This window comes from Nocardia sp. NPDC050712 (genome assembly GCF_040654295.1).
Classification (GTDB): domain Bacteria; phylum Actinomycetota; class Actinomycetes; order Mycobacteriales; family Mycobacteriaceae; genus Nocardia.
Genome location: NZ_JBFAHT010000004.1, coordinates 266,948 through 283,865, shown reverse-complemented (window position 1 = coordinate 283,865; position 16,918 = coordinate 266,948). Strand labels below are relative to the sequence as shown.

Here is a 16,918-nt window from a genome sequence, read left to right as displayed (position 1 = left end):
CATTCGCCCGCGCCAGCACGCCGCCGGTTTTCACTGCTCGCCCGCTGTCCGCCCTCCGCGACGCGGGCCGGAGGACATATGCTCGAAATTTCCCAGCTGACGCTCAGTTTCGGCGGCATCACCGCCCTCACCGACGTCGAATTCCAGGTCGCATCAGGGGAACTGGTGGGGCTGATCGGCCCGAACGGGGCGGGCAAGACCAGCCTGTTCAACTGCCTCACCCGGCGCTACACCCCCGACAGCGGGACGATCAGCTACCAGGGCGCCGATCTGCTGACGGCCCGGCCCGACACCCTGGCCGGTCTCGGCATCGCCCGCACCTTCCAGAACCTGGGCCTGTTCAGCCGGATGTCGGTGCGCGACAACGTCCTCGTCGGCGCGCATCATCGGGCGCGCGCCGGTTTCGGGACCGCGGGCCTGCACCTGCCGCGGGTGCGCGGGGAGGAGCGCAAGCTGCGCGCCGAGGCCGACGCGCTGCTGGAGCGCCTCGATCTGGCGCGGGTGGCCGAGCATCCGGCCGCCGGACTGCCCTTCGGCACCCTCAAGCGGATCGAGCTGGCGCGGGCCCTGGCCATCCACCCGGCACTGCTGCTGCTCGACGAACCGGTGAACGGGCTCAGCCACGGCGAGGTCGACGAGTTCGCCGCCCTGGTACGGGCTTTGCGCGCCGAACTCGACCTCACCGTGATCGTGGTCGAACACCACATGGGTTTCGTGATGGGGCTGTGCGACCGCGTCGTCTGCCTGAACTTCGGCCGCGTCATCGCCGCGGGCACACCGGAGCAGGTGCAGCAGCACCCGGAGGTTGTCGCCGCCTACCTGGGAACCGCGGCATGAGCGAGCCTTTTCTCACCATCACCGACCTGCACGCCGGGTACGGTGCGGCCAAAGTGCTGCACGGCCTGAGCTTTTCGGTGGACCGCGGCGAGATCTGCGCCATCCTCGGACCCAACGGCGCCGGGAAGACGACTCTGCTGCGCGCCCTGAGCGGCATGGTGCGCACCAGCGGCGGGATCCGGCTGGACGACGCCGACATCGCGGGCCGCAACCCCGAGGCCATCGCCCGCCGCGGCGTCGCCCACGTGCCCGAGGGGCGCGGCACGTTCGGCCCGCTGACCGTCGAGGAGAACCTGCGGCTCGGCGCCTACCCGCGGCGCGATCGCGCCGGGGTGGAAACGGACTTGAACCGCGTCTTCGACTTCTTCCCGGTGCTGCGGGACAAGCGCCGCGATGTCGCGGGCGGTCTGTCCGGCGGTCAGCAGCAGATGCTCGCCATCGGCCGCGCGCTCATGCTGCGTCCGCGTCTGCTGCTGCTGGATGAACCGTCGCTGGGACTTTCGCCCCTGGTCACCCAGGAGCTGTTCGGGCTCATCGCCACCATCAACGAACAGGAACGAATCACCGTGCTCGTCGTCGAACAGAACGCGCATCTGGCGCTGGGCATCTCCAGTCACGCGCACGTGCTGGAGACCGGCCGGATCGTGCTGTCCGGCACGGCCGCCGAGATCCGGTCCGACGAGAAGGTCGTGCAGTCCTACCTCGGATACCGGGTGTGACCATGAGCGGATTCGTACAGCAACTCATCGAAGGTCTCAGTGCCGGAGCGATTTACGCGGGTCTCGCGCTGGCGCTGGTGCTGATCTACCGGTTCACCGGGATCGTGAACTTCGCCCAGGGCGAGCTGGCCATGTTCTCGGCGTTCCTGGCCTGGCAGTGCGTCGAGAGCGGTATGCCGTTCTGGCTGGCGCTGCCGATCACCCTGGCGGTCTCCTTCGCCGGCGGCATGCTCATCGAGCGCGTGCTGATCCGGCCGGTGGAGGGCGGCGCGGAACTGACCCTGGTCATCGTCACCGTCGGACTGTTCTTCTTCATCAACGCCGCGGCCGGGTGGATCTGGTCGTTCCAGGTCAAGTCGTTCCCGAATCCGTTCCCGGACGGGTCATTACGCGCGGGCGGCGTCAGTGCCGGCTACGGCAGCATCGGGGTGATCGCCGTGGTCGCGGTGGTCATGGCGCTGCTCTATCTGATGTTCCGCTACACCCGGATCGGCCTGGCGATGCGCGCGGTCGCGTGCAATCCCGCCTCGGCGCGGCTGGTCGGGATCCGGGTGGGCGTGGTGCTCGCCCTCGGCTGGGGCCTGGCCGCCCTGGTCGGCGCGGTCTCCGGCGTGCTGTCCGCGCCGCTGCTGTTCCTGGAACCCAACATGATGGGCGGCGTGCTGATCTATGCCTTCGCGGCGGCCACCCTCGGCGGGTTCGACAGCCCGGGCGGCGCGGTCGCCGGCGGCCTGATCGTCGGCGTCGCGGAGACGCTCACCGGCGCCTATGTCGACTTCATCGGCACCGAACTCAAAATCGGTGTGCCACTGGCCATCATCCTCGGCGTGCTGCTGCTGCGGCCCCAGGGTCTCTTCGGAAGCGCGGCGGTGGAACGAGTATGAGTACCAAGGACATCGTGGTGGACGCACCGGAAGTAGCCGCCGCACAGCCGAAATCACTGCTCGCCCGAATTCTGGCGCATCGCAGAACTATCGCGGTCGCGGTCCTGTTCCTCGCGGCCTGTTGCGCACCACTGCAGCTCTCGCCGTTCCACACCTTCCAGCTGAGCATGGCGCTGGTCTACGCCATCGCCCTGCTGGGCCTGAATCTGCTTGTCGGACAAGCAGGTCAGATCTCGCTCGGGCACGGCGCCTTCCTCGCGGTGGGCGCGTACACCGCGGCGGTCCTCCAGGATCGCTGGGCGGTGCCGCACCTGGCGACGCTGCCGGTCGCCGCGGCCGTGTGCTTCGTGCTCGGTCTCGCCCTCGGCGTGCCCGCGCTGCGGCTGCGCGGGTTGTATCTGGCGCTGGTCACCCTGGCCATCGCGATCTTCGTGGTGCCGCTGCTCAAGCGCTTCGAATCGGTCACCGGGGGCTCGATGGGGCTCACCCTCGACAAGCCCGCCCCGCCGGTGTGGTCCGGGCTCGCCGAGGATCAGTGGCTGTACTTCCTCTGCCTGATCACGGCGGTGGTCTGCCTCCTGGTGGTCACCGGGGTGCAGCGTTCCCGGGTCGGGCGGGCGCTCAACGCGATTCGCGACAACGAGACCGCCGCCGAGGTGATGGGCGTGCGCCCGGCCTACTACAAGACCCTGGCCTTCGCCTGGAGCGCGCTGCTCGCCGGGGTCGCGGGCTGTGTCTACACCTGGGTGATCGCCTACGTCTCCCCGGACTCGTTCGCGGTGGGACTCTCGATCACCCTGCTCGCCGGGCTGGTGGTCGGCGGCCTCGGCTCGCTGTGGGGACCGCTGCTGGGCGGCCTGTTCGTGCTGTTCGTGCCGAGCCTGGCCCAGGACATCAACCAGGCCGCGCCGGGCGCCGTCTTCGGATTGCTGATCATCGCGGTCATGTACCTCGCGCCCAGTGGGCTCGCCGGCCTCGGCGGGCGAATCGCGCAGTGGGTGGGCGCGCGCCGGTAGCGGCACTCCGGTAACCGCCGCGGTGGCCTCGGGCCCCGCGGCGGTTCGCTGTGCGCCGGGCGCGTCGATCGCCCGATCGGAATCGCCTATCGCCGCGGCCCCGCGGGTGGCCGCGACGCCAGACTTCCGGTGTACGAGCTCAGCCCGACCGGAGGAGCCCTGGTGGCCCGGCTACACATCGACACGGTATCGAAGACCTACGGCGCGGACTACGCGGTGCGCGAGGTGAGCCTCGACATCGCCGACGGCGAATTCATGGTGCTGCTCGGCCCCAGCGGCTGCGGCAAATCCACCCTGCTGCGCATGATCGCGGGCCTGGAACAGCCGACGTCGGGCCGGATCCGGCTGGACGGCAACGACATCACCGAGGCGGCGCCGCAGCGCCGGGACCTGGCGATGGTGTTCCAGAGTTACGCGCTGTACCCGCACCTGACGGTGGCCAAGAACATCGGGTTCCCGCTGCGCGCCCGGCGGCGGTCCCGCGCCCACATCGCCGAACGGGTCGCCGAGGTCGCGCGAACCCTGGAGCTCTCGGCGCTGCTCGAGCGCCGGCCGGGGGCGCTCTCCGGTGGGCAGCGGCAGCGAGTCGCGCTGGCGCGGGCCATGGTTCGCGATCCCGGCGCCTTCCTGATGGACGAGCCGCTGTCCAACCTGGACGCCAAACTGCGCAGCGCCACCCGCGCCGAACTCATCGCGCTGCACCGGCGGCTCGGCGCGACCTTCCTGTACGTGACCCACGATCAGGTCGAGGCGATGACCATGGCCACCCGCATCGCGCTGCTCGACGCGGGACGGGTCGAGCAGGTCGGCACCCCCGAGGAGCTCTACGACCGGCCCCGGACCGCCTTCGTCGCGGGCTTTCTCGGATCGCCGCCCATGAACCTGTTTCCCGCCGTCGTCACCGCCCGCGACGGCGGGTTGCGGGTGCTGTCCGACGGCATCGACGCCGACCTGGACATCACGGCGGATTCCGGCGGCGACACCGCCGTCCTCGCCGGAATCCGCCCCGAGCGACTGCGGCTCGACGCCGCGGGCAGCGCGGTGCGCGGGCGCGTGCGCATGGTCGAGAACCTCGGCAGCGAGGAGCTCGTGCACGTGGTCGCGGGCGCGCACACGCTGTGCGCGCGGCTGCCGCGGCCCGCGGGCGTGCGGACCGGCGACGACGTCGCCTTCCGGGTCGACCCCGCGCACATCCACCTGTTCGACCCGGCCTCCGGGTTGCGCCTGACCTGGCAGGACGCGGTTGCGCCGCGGCCGGCCGTGCTCGTCCCCTGACCTTCGCACCACCATCCGATGAGGAGAACTCCGTGAAACGCGCCCTGCCCTTGCTGGGCCTGGTGTTCACCACCGTCGTCGCAGTCAGTAGCTGCGGCCTCGGCGGCACCACCGCCAGCGACCCCTCCGCCGCCGATCGAGTGCCGGAACTGGCACCGGGACAGCAGGTTTCGATCGTCTTCGAGTCCTACAACTACGGCCTGGCCGGGGCCTGGACCGACACCTTCAACACCCTGATCGCCGACTTCGGCAAGAAGTTCCCGAACATCGAGGTGACCGCGCAGAAGCCGCAGGGCAACAGCCCGAACCCGGCCACCGACACCGTCTCCAGCATCCAGAACCAAATGGTCGCGGGCACCCCGCCGGATGTGGCCCAATTGGGTTTCAGCGACCTGGATTTCACCATTCAGCAGCTGCGCGCCAAACCGCTGGACGCGCTGTTCGGCAAGGAGGCGGTGCAGCGCAACTTCGACGGGCGCCTGCCCTACCACCCGCGGGCCCGCACCCTCGACGACGCCGACGGGCACACCTACGGCGTGCCGTTCGTCTTCTCCACGCCGGTGCTGTATTTCAACGCCAGCCTGTTCGCCGCGGCCGGACTCGACCCGAACCAGCCGCCCGCCACCTGGCAGCAGGTCGGCGAGGCGGCGCGGGCCATCAACGCCAAGACCGGTAAGGGCGGCGTCTACATCGACTGCCTGACCAAGGCGGCCAAGGACTGGTGCTTCCAGTCGCTGGTGCGGTCCAACGGCGGGCAGGTCATCGCCGCGGACCGGCGCACGCTCACCTATGCCGACGCGCCCGCGGTCGAAGTCACGCGGATGGCACAGGATCTCGTCAACACCGGCGGCATGCCCAAGCTGGCGCAGAAGCAGGGTTACGAGTCGTTCGCGCGCGGCGAGATCGGCATGATCCTCGAAAGTAGCGCTGTCCAAGGCACATTTGTCACAGGGGCCAAGGACAAGTGGGACCTGCGCTCGACCGTCATGCCGCGGTTCGGCGACAAGCCGGCGGTATCCACGAATTCGGGTGCGGGCCTGCACATCCTGTCCAACGACCCGGCCAAGCAGCGCGCGGCCTGGGAGCTGATCAAGTTTCTCAGCAGCGAGGAGTCCTACGTGAAGATCTCGCAGAACATCGGCTATCTGCCGCTGCGCACCGGCCTGCTGAACGAAGCGGCGTCGCTCGGCGCCTGGTCGGCGGCCAATCCGCTGCTGGCCCCGAACGTCGCACAGCTGGCCGCGATGGAGCCCTGGGTCGCCATGCCCGGCAACAACTATCTGCAAGTCCGGGACGGCATGATGGACGCGGTCGAGGCGATCGTGTTCCAGGGCAGTGACCCGCAGTCGACGTTGTCCGCCGCCCGCGCCGAGGGCGCGAAACTCCTCCCCGCGACATGAGGTCCGCGTCGATGCGGGATCTGCGGATCGTGCAGCTCACCGACACCCACATCCGCCCCGCCGGGGAACTGCTCTACGACACGGTGGACACCTACGCGAACCTGACCCACGTGCTGGACCGGCTGCGCGCCTCGGGTCCGGTCGATGCGCTGGTGCTGTCCGGCGACCTCACCGACAGCGGCGCGCCGGCGGGCTATCGCAGGTTGCGGGCGGCCGTCGAGCCGGTGGCGGCCGAGCTCGGGGCGGCGGTGGTCTACGTCATGGGCAATCACGACGAGCGCACCGCCTTCGGGGTCGAATTGCTGGATCATGCACCGGGTTCGGTGCCGGTGGAGCAGCCGCACGACCAGGTCGTCGAGGTCTCCGGCTTGCGCATCATCGTGCTGGACAGCACTGTTCCCGGCCGGCACCTGGGCGTACTGGACGGCGGACAGCTCACCTGGCTGGGGGAGCAGCTGCGCCGGCCCGCCGCGCGTGGGACGTTGCTGGTCCTGCACCATCCGCCACTGCCGTCGGGCCTGCCGGCCGCCGAATTGCTGAATCTCGAGCAGCCGGACCGGTTGGCCGAGGTGATCGCCGGCACCGATGTGCGCCTGGTCCTGTGCGGGCACAACCACATGACCTCGGCCGGGACGCTGGCCGGCATTCCGGTGTGGATCGGCCCGGCCCTGGCCTACCGCTTCGACGCGATGCCGCCGGTCGGCCGGATCCGCGCCGTGCAGGGCTTCGGCTACAGCAGGATCGATGTCCTGGGCCTGGATTTCGTGGTGAGCGCGGTGGAAGCCACCCCGGCCGCGGCGGTCTATGAACGCACCGAGGACGAGATGGTGGCGCGCCTGCGAGCCATCGACCGGGTCGAGGTCCGATGACGAGGACTTCCCTCCGGGGGCATCGTGCTGTTCGAGCTACGCGGGGCACCATGCGAGGGCACCGGTGTTCGTGATCGATGAGCGGCCCGAAGCGGTTGCGGTGTCCAGTGGCGCTGCGGTGTCGTCGCCGCGATGGCGGCGCATCGGGCGCGGGTGTGTGCCGTATCTGTACCTCGCACCCGCCCTGTTCCTCCTTGTCGTCTGGACGTATCAGCCGCTGGTTCAGGCCTTTCAGCTGTCCACCTACTCCTGGAACCTGCTGCCCAGCTCGCCGATGACCTCGGTGGGCGCGGCGAATTACGCCCGCCTGCTGGAGCTTCCGGCGTTCCGGGCCTCGCTGGGACGGACCGCCGCGCTCATCGCCGGTCTGCTGCCGTTCACGGTGCTGCTGCCGGTGTTGCTCGCACTGGCCAGCCGCCGGGTACGCGGACGTGCCCGGACCGTCTATCACGCACTGGTTTTCGCGCCGTTCCTGGTGGCCCCGGTCGCGGCGGCGGCGGTGTGGCGCTGGCTGCTGCACCCGGGCAGCGGGTTCGTGGACCAGGTGCTCGGGTCGCACCGCAACTGGGTGTACGACGCGGGCACGGCGCACGCGGTGATCATCGGGATCACCGGGTGGCAGCTGCTGGGCTTCGCGGTGCTGGTGGTGTGGGCCGGATTGGCCGGTATCAGTGGCGATTACGACGAGGCGGCCCGGGTCGACGGGGCCAGCCCGGGACAGATCCGGCGGTGGATCACCTTGCCGCTGCTCACCCCGACCCTGATGTTCCTCGTGCTGACCACCGTATTGCTCAGTCCCACACTGACCTTCCCGCTCATCGACGCGATGACCCAGGGCGGTCCGGCGCAGGCCACCACCAATATCTACTACCTGCTCTGGGACTACGCCTTCCACAGTTTCGACGCCGGGCTCAGCGCGGCGGCGGGTGTGCTGCTGTTCCTCGGCTTCGGCGTCATCGCCGGAATTCTGGTCTGGATCTCGGAAAAGGTGGCGTTCCACGATGATTGACCGCCTCCGTGCCGCGGGCAGCCACCTGCTCCTCGCGGCCACCTCGCTGCTGTGCGTGCTGCCGATCTACTGGCTGTTCGCCACCGCCCTGCGCCGCCCCGAGGACGTCACCTCACTCGCGCCCATCCCGTGGCCGCTGTCACTGGGCAACTACGCCGACGCGGCGCACAAGGTCGATGTCACCGGGCTGATCGCGAATACCTTCTTCGTGGCGGTGCTGTCGGCGGTGGGCCAGCTGCTCATCGCGCTGCTGGCGTCCTATGCCTTCGCGATGTACACCTTCCCCCTGCAAAAGCTGCTGTACCTGGCCTTCGTCGGTACCTGGCTGGTGCCGTTCCAGGTGACCATGCTGCCCAACTACATCCTGCTCACCCGGCTGGGGCTGATCAATTCGCTGATCGGCGTGGTGCTTCCGACGCTGTGCTCGGCGCTGGGAGTGCTGCTGCTGCGCCAGCACATGGCCGCCTTCCCCAAGGAGCTGATCGCCGCCGCCAAGATCGACGGGCGCTCCTCGTGGTCGATCCTGTGGACCGTGGTGGTGCCGAACCTGCGGCCCGCACTCGCGGCGCTGGGCATCCTGCTGTTCATCAACGCCTGGAACGAATACTTCTGGCCCGCAGTGGTTCTGCGTCAATCCAACAGCGTCCTGCAACTGGGGTTGCGCAGCTTCATGGGTACCGAGGGTGACCAGTGGGGGCCGCTGATGGCGCTGGCGAGCCTGGCCTGCCTGCCGGTGCTACTGCTCTACCTGGTGCTCCAGCGCCACATCGTGAACGCCTTCGTCCGTTCGGGTTTGAAGTGAGGCCAGACAGTCCAGGAACAGCGCCGTCGCGGGATTGGTCTGCTCGGCCCGCCACACCGCGTACAGATCCAGGGTGGGTACCGGGTTCGAGAGTCGCACCGCCACCGGGCCGTTGCCGTGCACGCCGAGCCCCATCGCCGTGGCGCGGGCCGCGGAGGCGAACCCGACCAGCGGGCGCACCGACACCATGTGCGCGGTCGCGCCCGGATCGTCGGCATGCCGGGCGACCGTCAGCGAGATCCGATTCTGCGCCGCCGCACGGAAAATGGAGTCGTACATGGCCGGGCACTGGTCGCGCGCGAACAGCACGCACTCCTGGCCCTGCAACTCCGCGAACGGCACACTCGCCCGTTCGGCCCACCGATGCCGCCGGCCCACCACCGCCACCAGCGGCACCCGCGCCAGCAGTCGCTGATAGCGGAACTCGGAGGTGCTGGGATGCCCGTACACGAGCGCGATATCGAGCGAGCCCGCCGCCAGCGCCGTCAACTGCGGCCCGGTGCGCTTCTCCCACAGCGAGACCGCGATATCGGGGTGGCGCTCGGTCATGCGCGCCAAGGCCTCCGGCAGCACATGCCGGCTCGCCGGCAGGTTGTAGCCGACGCTCAGCGTGCCCGCCCGCCCCGCCGCGGTCGCTTTGGCCGCCTGCGCGGCGCGCTCCAGCTGCGCGACGATCTGCCGGGCTTGAAGTTCGAACTCCCGCCCGGCCGGCGTCAGCCGGACTTCGTGCGAATTGCGTTCCACCAGCAGCACCTCGAGCGCACCCTCCAGCTTGCGCAGCTGCGCGCTCAGACTCGGCTGGGTCAGATGCAGCCGCTGCGCGGCCCGGCCGAAATGCAGTTCTTCGGCGATCGCCAGAAACGAAACGAGATGCCGGAATTCCATGCCGCCTCCTCAGGAGTACCCGTGAGGGTAGCCACGGCGGGTAACACCGGATGAATCCGCGACACACGGCGGCTGGCGGCTCGATGGCGGGGCCGCGCGGCCCCGCCATCGCAACGGCCGGCTAGGCCTGGACTTCGGAGCGGTCGCCGCTCCACAGCGTGTGGTACTTGCCCTCGGCGTCGACACGCTCGTAGGTGTGCGCGCCGAAGAAGTCACGCTGGCCCTGGGTCAGCGCGGCCGGGAGGCGCTCGGCGCGCAGCGCGTCGTAGTACGACAGCGACGAGCCGAAGGCCGGCACCGGAATGCCCAGCAGGGTGGCCGCGGACACCACGCGCCGCCAGCTGTCGATGGCCGTCTCGATCGCCTCGCGGAAGTACGGGGCCAGGATCAGGCTGGGCAGCTCGGGGTTCTCCGCGTAGGCGTCCTTGATGCGGTTCAGGAAGCGGGCCCGGATGATGCAGCCGCCACGCCAGATCGTCGCCAGGTCGCCCGGCTGCAGATTCCAGTCGTACTCGGCGCTACCGGCCGCGATCTGGTCGAAGCCCTGCGCGTAGGCCACGATCTTCGAGGCGTAGAGCGCCTGGCGGATGTCCTCGGTGAACTGCGCGACGTCGGTCGGCTTCTCGGCCAGCGTGCCGGACGCCAGGCCGACCGCGGCCTTGCGCTGGGCGCGGGAACCGGACAGGGCGCGCGCGAACACGGCCTCGGCGATACCGGTCACCGGCACGCCCAGATCCAGGGCCGACTTCACGGTCCAGCGGCCGGTGCCCTTCTGCTCGGCGGCGTCCACGATCACGTCGACCAGCGGCTTGCCGGTCTTCGCGTCGACCTGATTGAGCACCTCGGCGGTGATCTCGATCAGGTAGCTCTCCAGGTCACCGGAGTTCCAGTCGGTGAACACGTCCGCGATCTGCTTGGCGTCGAAGCCGAGCGCGTCCCGGAACAGGTGGTAGGCCTCGCCGATCAGCTGCATATCGGCGTACTCGATGCCGTTGTGCACCATCTTCACGAAGTGGCCGGAGCCGTCCGGGCCGATGTGGGTGCAGCACGGCACGCCGTCGACCTCGGCGGCCACCGACTCCAGCAGCGGGCCCAGCGAGTCGTAGGACTCCTTCGGGCCGCCCGGCATGATGGCGGGGCCGTTCAGCGCGCCCTCCTCGCCACCGGAGATGCCCGCGCCGACGAAGTTGAGGCCGCGCTCGGACATGGCCTTCTCGCGGCGGATGGTGTCGGTGTAGAGCGCGTTGCCGCCGTCGATGATGATGTCGCCCGGCTCCATCGCCGCGGCCAGCTCCTCGATCACCGCGTCGGTGGCCTCGCCCGCCTTCACCATGATCAGCACGCGGCGCGGCTTCTCCAGGGCGCCGACGAACTCCTCGATGGTCTCGGTGCGCACGAAATCACCGTCGCCGCCGTGCGCGTCCAGCAGTGCGTCGGTCTTGCCGACACTGCGGTTGTGCAGCGCGACGGTGTAGCCGTTGCGGGCGAAGTTGCGGGCGATGTTGCTGCCCATCACCGCGAGGCCGGTCACACCGATCTGTGCGCGCGCTTCAGAGGTCGCCATGAAGAGTTTCTCTCCTTCAGGTGTCGTTGCTGGCCGCGCGAACCGCGCCCCACCCCTTTTCTACCCCGTCCCGCCTGTGCTCAGGACATCGGGCACTGGGCCGTGTCAGTGCGGGCGCCGCACTGCGAGATAGACACTGCTCCACAATTGCGCCGCGTTCGATTCGGTGACGTCGGCGGTGCGGGCGCCGAAGGGCACCACCCGGAAGGCGTTGTCGTCGAAACTCCAGGTCCACAACTCGGAGTTCCGCATCGCCCGGGCGGCGTCGATCGCGTCCCACAGGGTGCGCTGCGCGCTGACCAGCCGGTCGCGGATCGGCTGGGGGAGATCGGTGCGCCGCAGCTGGCGTTCCAGTCCGGCGGCGAAGGCGGCCTGCTGCCAGGACCACACCACCGTGCCGTGATAGTCGTGCGTGGTGAACTGGGCCTGGAGCCCGGGATCGGCGAAAGCCGGGTTGGCGACCACCATTCCGGCACCCGTCATGAGGCCGAGCGGGAACGGGCGGATCAGAGTGGCGACCCGCCGGTCCAGATCCGCGGGCGCGGGCCGGGCGAACAGCAGCTCGAAGACGTCGTCGGAGTGCACGATCGGTATCGGCCTGCCGTCGGCGGCGAGCGAAACCGCCGGGAAGACCACGGGTTCGGTGCCGACCTCGGCCGCCGGCACACCGACTTGCGCCGCGTACCCGGTGACCGCCGCCTGCGCCTGCCGCGGGTCGAGCGTCACGGTGAACAGGCGCGGCGCCTCCGCGCGCCAGACCTTCGCCTGGGCGGCCGCCGCCGACAGGTCCAGTCGATCCGCGTCGGTGAGGAAGCGGTCGAGCCGCCCGCTCTCCAGGAGCCGGGTGGTGGCCTCCAGGGCGGCGGGCACCAGGATGGCGTTCACGTCATACGGATAGCGGCCGCCGCCGATGCCGATATCGCTGTCGCGCCACTGGCCGGAATCGCGGCCCGCCAGCAGGCCGATCAGGTTCTGGTAGCGCGGTTCCCCGGCGAAGGCCGCCGCACTGGCGACCACGAGTCGCAGATTGCGGACCAGCGCCGCGCCGTTCGCGCCGTTCAGATAGTCGGCGGCGCGCCGGGTGCCCGTCGGGTCGTCCAGCAGGTAGGCGGCGGCCACCGGCGCGAGCAGATAGTTCTCGTCGACCATCGTGTAGTCCAGGATCGGCGCGTCGCCCGGCGGCGCGTGCTCCTGCTCGCGGGCGAGCAGCGCGTACTCCGACAGCGACTCCTCGTGCGCGACTTCCCCGTTCGGCCCGAGCCGGGCCAGCACCGAGTGGATTCCCGCCTCCGCCGCCTCCGGGGCCAGGACCGGCAGCAGCAGCATGGTCGAGATCAAGGTGTCGCGCCCGAAGTAGGTCAGGTACTGCCAGGACCCGCCGACGAACTTCTCCCGATAGCTGAGGAAGGTGAGTGTGTTTCGCGCGCTGTCGTTTTCCGCTTCGGAGCCGTTGAACAGCGCGTCGCCCGACAGCGGGGTCAGGGGAGTGTCGCCGGTGGCGGCCGTCACGCGCAGCCGGATGCCGTCCCGGCCCGCGGTGAAGAACTTGCCCGCCGTCGACGTGCCGCTCAGCACGTCGATCTCCAGGCGATAGCCGGGGCCGCCGTCCAGGCGATTGCGCTCCCAGACGATCGGGTTGTCCGAAGACTGTGGCCGGACCAGGACTTCGGCGGGTGCGACACCCTTCTGGTTGTAGTCGCGCAGCACCCGCAGGTTGGACAGCACGGTCTCGCGCAACTCCAGGTTCTGGGTCTTGATCGAGACGGTGAACTGGATGCCGGTCCGCGGACGGCCCTGGGAATCCTTGTCCGCCACCGCCTTCGGCGGCGCGTCCAACGCCCACTCGGCCGGCGCCCCCAGCGGCTCGAACCATGCTCCGACGCCGCTGTTCCCGGCGGGGAACGCCACGATGATCCGCGGATTCGGACCCGAGCGCAGCACCAGATGCGCCGCGGTATCGCCATCGCGGAACAGGTAGTTGAGGTTCTGGCCCTCCTGGACCTGGAACCGGAACGCCTGATCGCCGCTGCTGGAATCGCAGCCGAGCGCAGCCAGCAACACCGCCGCAATCCAGATCGCTACGAGCTTCCTGCCGAACGAGCGCTTCATCACTGAGCCTCCATCCCCCTGGCCGGGCCGGTTCCAATGTATCGCTCGCGGTCCGCCGGGTGGACGCCTTCGAAACATCGGCGCGCCCAAGGCGTCGCGAGCGCGCGGGTCCGGCAGAATCCGTCCGGTTGCTCATCCGTTGCTCACCCTGTCAGGAGTCCACCGTGGATGTCGCCGAAACCGCGCACCCCGAAATCGACGGCGCATTCGACCCGGCCGCGCACGCTCGCTCGATAGTCGGCGAAACCTACCGTCTCACCGACTACTACGAGGTGGGCCGGGAAAAGGTGCGTGAGTACGCCGCCGCGGTGCGCGGCACACATCCGATCCACTGGGAGGAGGCCGCGGCCGCCGACTACGGGTACCCGGCGCTGGTCTGCTCGCCGACCTTCACCTCGCTGCTCGCCGGGGTCGTGCAGCGGGCGCTGGCCGGGTTGCTGGCCGGCTACAACCTGGGCGCGTGCGTGCAGACCGATCAGGTGCTCGAGTTGCACCGTCCGGCGTTGGTCGGCGACCGGCTCTACAGCTGCATCGGGTTGCGCTCGTTCCGCCAAGCGTTCGGCGGCGATCTGATCGTGCTGCGGAACACCATCACCAACCAGCACGACGAGATCGTGCTGATCAGCGACACCAGCCTGATCGCGCGGTCGGAGCCCGAAGCCAACGCGGAACTGAACACCCTGGTCGCCGGCGTCGTGCGCCACGATCTCTCGCCGCGCGCCCCGGACATCACCCGGCACTTCGCGGACGACCTGCCCGTCCCGCCGATCGACCCCCGCATCGGCGCGCACGCCCGCCCCCTCGCCGGTCTCGCCCCCGGCGACGAAATACCCACCCGCACCCGCACTCTCACCCTGGGCGACCTCGTCAACTACGCGGGTGTCGCCGGTGACGCCAACCCGATCCACTGGCACACCCGCGCCGCCCACCTCGTCGGCCTCGAACACGGCGTAGTGGCCCACGGCATGCTCACCATGTCCCTCGGCGCCGGCTACCTCACCGACTGGCTCGGCGACCCCACCGCCCTGCGCCACTACAGCGTCCGCTTCACCAGCCCCGTCTACGTCACCGACATCCCCAGCGACGTCGTCTTCACCGGCCGCGTCAAATCCCTCGACCCGGCCACCCGCACCGCGGTAATCGCCATGACCGCGACCCACCAGGACCGCAAGATCTTCGGCCGCGCCACCGCGACGGTCCTGCTGTCCTGAAATCGCTCGCTCAGCGGCGCGGGACCGTGACTGGGCAGTGGCGCGTGTTGCGTCGCTGCGGGCTCGGCGGCGTGGCTAGGGTGCGCTGGTCAGGGGCTCTTTCATGGTGCAGGGAGCGAGGCTGTCATCGCCGGGAGTACGGAATCGCAGGCGGTGCACGGGCGGCATGCGAGCTGGATCGAGTTGTTCTTCGATCTGGTCGCGGTGGCCGGGATCGGGCAGCTGACGCACCTGTTGCACGGCGGGCCGGCGGCGGGCGACATCGCGCTGTATGTGGTGCTCTACGTGGCGTTCTGGATGGCGTGGGCGTGCATCACGGTGTACGGGGACATCGCCGGGGACCACACCCAGACCGGGCTCATCCTCTCGGCGATGCTGGGGCTGGGGGTGATGGCGGCGGCGGTGGCGGGGATACCGGATCGCCACGCCACCACCTTCGCGGCGGTGTATGTGATGGTGCGGGTCGGTATCAAGCAGGTGTGGCACAACGGGCGGATCCTGGTGGACTGGCCGACCGTGCAGATGGGAACCGGTGTGCTGCCGTGGGTCGTCTCGCTGTGGGTGGGGGAGCCCGGCAAATACTGGTTCTGGGCCGCCGGGCTGATCATCGACCTGTACCTGATGTTCGCCATCAGCGGCGACCGCATGCTGGCCCGAGGCCGGCGCGTCATGCGACAGCGTCTGCGCCGATCGTCCCGGTTCGCCGGCGTCGACGCGCCGAAACTCGAAGCGATCCACGCGGATCCGGAACATCTCGGTGAGCGGCTGGGCCTGTTCGTGATCATCGTGCTCGGTGAGGGCGTCATCGTGGTGATCGCCGCGGTGAGCGTGGCGGCCTGGACTTTCCCGGTGCTCGCCGTGGGCTTCGGCAGTTTCCTGATCCTGGCCGGGCTGTGGGAGTTGACGCTCGGGTTCGGCCCGGTGCCGCGGCTGATCAGCGGCGCGGAGCCCGCCGAGCGGGTGCCGTGGCAGCACATCATGGCCACCCACTGCGCGCTCACCGGTGCGATCGCCACCGTCGCCGCAGGGCTCGGCATGTGCGTCGAGCACGCGGACGGCCACCTCAGCAGCGGTATCGGCTGGGTGCTGTGCGGCGGCGCCGCAGCGTATTTCGCCGTGCTCACTCTCGGTGTGCTGCGCAGCGGATCGGGCCGACGCACCGCGATCGCCTATCCGATCCCCGGCGCACTCGGTGCGGTGCTGCTCGGCGTGTTCGCTCCGCGCATCGGCCCGCTCGGCATGGTCTACGGTGTGCTCGTTCTGGTGGTCTGGGCGCTGCTGTGGCAGTCGCACGACGCGGGCCGGTGGCGCGCTGGCTCGGGACCCGCACGGCCGCACCGCAGGCCGCGTGGCGCGCCCGCCTGAGTGATGGGCTCAGCGGCTCAGCCCAGCCGGGCCCGAGCCCCGTCGAGCACCGCTTCGATCTCGCCCCACGTGTCCCGCACGATGTCCGCGACAGGCTGCAGGTCGGTGATCCGCGCCGAGACCTGGCCGGTGTTGGCGACGCTGGCTTCCATGTCCCCGGCGAAGTACAGCTCGGTGATCCCGCCGAGCAGCCGTGCGTCGGCGGGGTTTTCGCGCACCCGGGCCGCCATCCCGACCCGGAGCACCCGCATGGTCGGATTGCCCGGGAGATCGAGCAGCACCGTCCCGTCGTCGTCGGCGGCGACGATCGCGTCTTTGAAGTTGGTGTGCACCGCGGCCTCGATACTGGCCAGCATCCGCGTGCCCATCTGCACCCCCTCCGCCCCCAGGACGACGGCCGCCGCCCCGGACCGCGCATCGCAGATGCCACCGGCGCAGATGAGCGGCAGCTCGACGCGCTGAGAGATCAAGGGCAGCAGCACCATCGTCGAGGCGCCGAGCGCCGATTTGAACCCGCCGCCCTCGACCCCCTCGACCACCAACGCGTCGACGCCCGCGTCGACCGCCTTGAGCGCGCCCTTGAGCGACCCCACCACGTGCACGACGGTCATCCCCGCGTCGTGCAGGCGATCGGTGAACAACGCGGGATCGCCCGCCGAGGTGAACACATGCCGCACCCCGGCCGCCGCGAGCACCTCGACGATCGAGGGATCCCGCTTCCACCCCTGAATCATCAGATTCGCCGCCACCGGCCGATCGGTCAGTTCCCGCACCCGCAGCAGATCCGCCCGCCCCTCGGGCGTCAGCGTCTCGATCATCCCGAGCCCACCGCCCTCGGACACCGCCGCCGCCAACTCGGCCCGGGCGATATAGGTCATCGGCGCTTGAACGACGGGAAACTCGACCCCGAGCAACTCCTGAACACGATTCGTCACAGGTGTCATCCTGCACCCGAACCGGGCAAAGCAGGCAT

The 16,918-nt window shown here is 69.7% G+C and carries 15 protein-coding genes; 11 read left to right on the top strand and 4 right to left on the bottom strand.

Annotated elements, in window-relative coordinates; all coding sequences use genetic code 11:
- Positions 1-78 precede the first annotated feature (78 nt).
- The 9 genes from AB0H76_RS29490 (at position 79) to AB0H76_RS29450 (ending at position 8,811) form a co-directional block, all read left to right on the top strand.
- The gene (locus tag AB0H76_RS29490) at positions 79-837 is read left to right on the top strand and encodes an ABC transporter ATP-binding protein (protein ID WP_357330283.1); all 759 of its coding nucleotides are present in this window, start codon (positions 79-81) and stop codon (positions 835-837) included.
- Positions 834-1,556 carry an ABC transporter ATP-binding protein gene (locus tag AB0H76_RS29485; RefSeq protein ID WP_357330282.1) on the top strand — a complete coding sequence of 241 codons (723 nt, stop codon included), beginning with the start codon at positions 834-836 and terminating at the stop codon, positions 1,554-1,556. The genes AB0H76_RS29490 and AB0H76_RS29485 overlap by 4 nt, the downstream gene beginning before the upstream one ends.
- Before the next feature lie 2 nt (positions 1,557-1,558).
- Complete coding sequence (locus AB0H76_RS29480; RefSeq protein ID WP_357330281.1) at positions 1,559-2,440, top strand: branched-chain amino acid ABC transporter permease; 882 nt, start codon at positions 1,559-1,561, stop codon at positions 2,438-2,440.
- Entirely contained in the window at positions 2,437-3,456 is a 1,020-nt protein-coding gene (locus tag AB0H76_RS29475; RefSeq protein ID WP_357330280.1) for a branched-chain amino acid ABC transporter permease, read from the top strand. Before AB0H76_RS29480 ends, AB0H76_RS29475 begins: the two co-directional genes overlap by 4 nt.
- A gap of 162 nt (positions 3,457-3,618) precedes the next feature.
- The gene (locus tag AB0H76_RS29470) at positions 3,619-4,731 is read left to right on the top strand and encodes an ABC transporter ATP-binding protein (RefSeq protein WP_357330279.1); all 1,113 of its coding nucleotides are present in this window, start codon (positions 3,619-3,621) and stop codon (positions 4,729-4,731) included.
- Between the two features lie 32 nt (positions 4,732-4,763).
- Entirely contained in the window at positions 4,764-6,131 is a 1,368-nt protein-coding gene (locus tag AB0H76_RS29465; protein ID WP_357330278.1) for an ABC transporter substrate-binding protein, read from the top strand.
- 11 nt (positions 6,132-6,142) lie between these two features.
- Complete coding sequence (locus tag AB0H76_RS29460) at positions 6,143-7,000, top strand: metallophosphoesterase (protein ID WP_357330277.1); 858 nt, start codon at positions 6,143-6,145, stop codon at positions 6,998-7,000.
- A 118-nt stretch (positions 7,001-7,118) separates the two neighbouring features.
- Positions 7,119-8,009, top strand: a complete 891-nt coding sequence (locus tag AB0H76_RS29455; RefSeq protein ID WP_357330276.1) for a sugar ABC transporter permease — start codon at positions 7,119-7,121, stop codon at positions 8,007-8,009.
- Positions 8,002-8,811, top strand: a complete 810-nt coding sequence (locus AB0H76_RS29450) for a carbohydrate ABC transporter permease (protein ID WP_357330275.1) — start codon at positions 8,002-8,004, stop codon at positions 8,809-8,811. The genes AB0H76_RS29455 and AB0H76_RS29450 overlap by 8 nt, the downstream gene beginning before the upstream one ends.
- Here the strand turns inward: AB0H76_RS29450 and AB0H76_RS29445 are convergent.
- From AB0H76_RS29445 to AB0H76_RS29435, 3 genes are all read right to left on the bottom strand, one after another.
- Positions 8,746-9,696 carry a LysR substrate-binding domain-containing protein gene (locus AB0H76_RS29445; protein ID WP_357330274.1) on the bottom strand — a complete coding sequence of 317 codons (951 nt, stop codon included), beginning with the start codon at positions 9,694-9,696 and terminating at the stop codon, positions 8,746-8,748. The genes AB0H76_RS29450 and AB0H76_RS29445 overlap by 66 nt on opposite strands.
- A 121-nt stretch (positions 9,697-9,817) precedes the next feature.
- A complete protein-coding gene (gndA, locus tag AB0H76_RS29440; protein ID WP_357330273.1) occupies positions 9,818-11,260 on the bottom strand; it encodes an NADP-dependent phosphogluconate dehydrogenase in 1,443 nt (480 codons plus the stop codon).
- A gap of 105 nt (positions 11,261-11,365) precedes the next feature.
- A complete protein-coding gene (locus AB0H76_RS29435) occupies positions 11,366-13,369 on the bottom strand; it encodes a hypothetical protein (protein WP_357330272.1) in 2,004 nt (667 codons plus the stop codon).
- A 164-nt stretch (positions 13,370-13,533) separates the two neighbouring features.
- Between AB0H76_RS29435 and AB0H76_RS29430 the strand changes: the two genes are divergently transcribed.
- Complete coding sequence (locus AB0H76_RS29430) at positions 13,534-14,580, top strand: fused (3R)-hydroxyacyl-ACP dehydratase subunits HadA/HadB (protein WP_357330271.1); 1,047 nt, start codon at positions 13,534-13,536, stop codon at positions 14,578-14,580.
- Between the two features lie 153 nt (positions 14,581-14,733).
- Positions 14,734-15,945 (top strand): low temperature requirement protein A, encoded by a 1,212-nt coding sequence (locus tag AB0H76_RS29425; RefSeq protein ID WP_357330270.1) that lies wholly within the window; start codon positions 14,734-14,736, stop codon positions 15,943-15,945.
- A 17-nt stretch (positions 15,946-15,962) separates the two neighbouring features.
- Here the strand turns inward: AB0H76_RS29425 and AB0H76_RS29420 are convergent, their stop codons facing one another.
- A complete protein-coding gene (locus tag AB0H76_RS29420; RefSeq protein ID WP_357330269.1) occupies positions 15,963-16,880 on the bottom strand; it encodes a nitronate monooxygenase in 918 nt (305 codons plus the stop codon).
- Between the last annotated feature and the right edge of the window lie 38 nt (positions 16,881-16,918).

What these genes read in the sequence shown, in the direction of transcription:
- AB0H76_RS29490 (WP_357330283.1), top strand. Translation starts at nt 79, where the DNA reads ATGCTCGAAATTTCCCAGCTGACGCTCAGTTTCGGCGGCATCACCGCC.
- AB0H76_RS29485 (WP_357330282.1), top strand. Translation starts at nt 834, where the DNA reads ATGAGCGAGCCTTTTCTCACCATCACCGACCTGCACGCCGGGTACGGT.
- AB0H76_RS29480 (WP_357330281.1), top strand. Translation starts at nt 1,559, where the DNA reads ATGAGCGGATTCGTACAGCAACTCATCGAAGGTCTCAGTGCCGGAGCG.
- AB0H76_RS29475 (WP_357330280.1), top strand. Translation starts at nt 2,437, where the DNA reads ATGAGTACCAAGGACATCGTGGTGGACGCACCGGAAGTAGCCGCCGCA.
- AB0H76_RS29460 (WP_357330277.1), top strand. Translation starts at nt 6,143, where the DNA reads ATGCGGGATCTGCGGATCGTGCAGCTCACCGACACCCACATCCGCCCC.
- AB0H76_RS29450 (WP_357330275.1), top strand. Translation starts at nt 8,002, where the DNA reads ATGATTGACCGCCTCCGTGCCGCGGGCAGCCACCTGCTCCTCGCGGCC.
- AB0H76_RS29445 (WP_357330274.1), bottom strand. Translation starts at nt 9,696, where the DNA reads ATGGAATTCCGGCATCTCGTTTCGTTTCTGGCGATCGCCGAAGAACTG.
- gndA (WP_357330273.1), bottom strand. Translation starts at nt 11,260, where the DNA reads ATGGCGACCTCTGAAGCGCGCGCACAGATCGGTGTGACCGGCCTCGCG.
- AB0H76_RS29435 (WP_357330272.1), bottom strand. Translation starts at nt 13,369, where the DNA reads ATGAAGCGCTCGTTCGGCAGGAAGCTCGTAGCGATCTGGATTGCGGCG.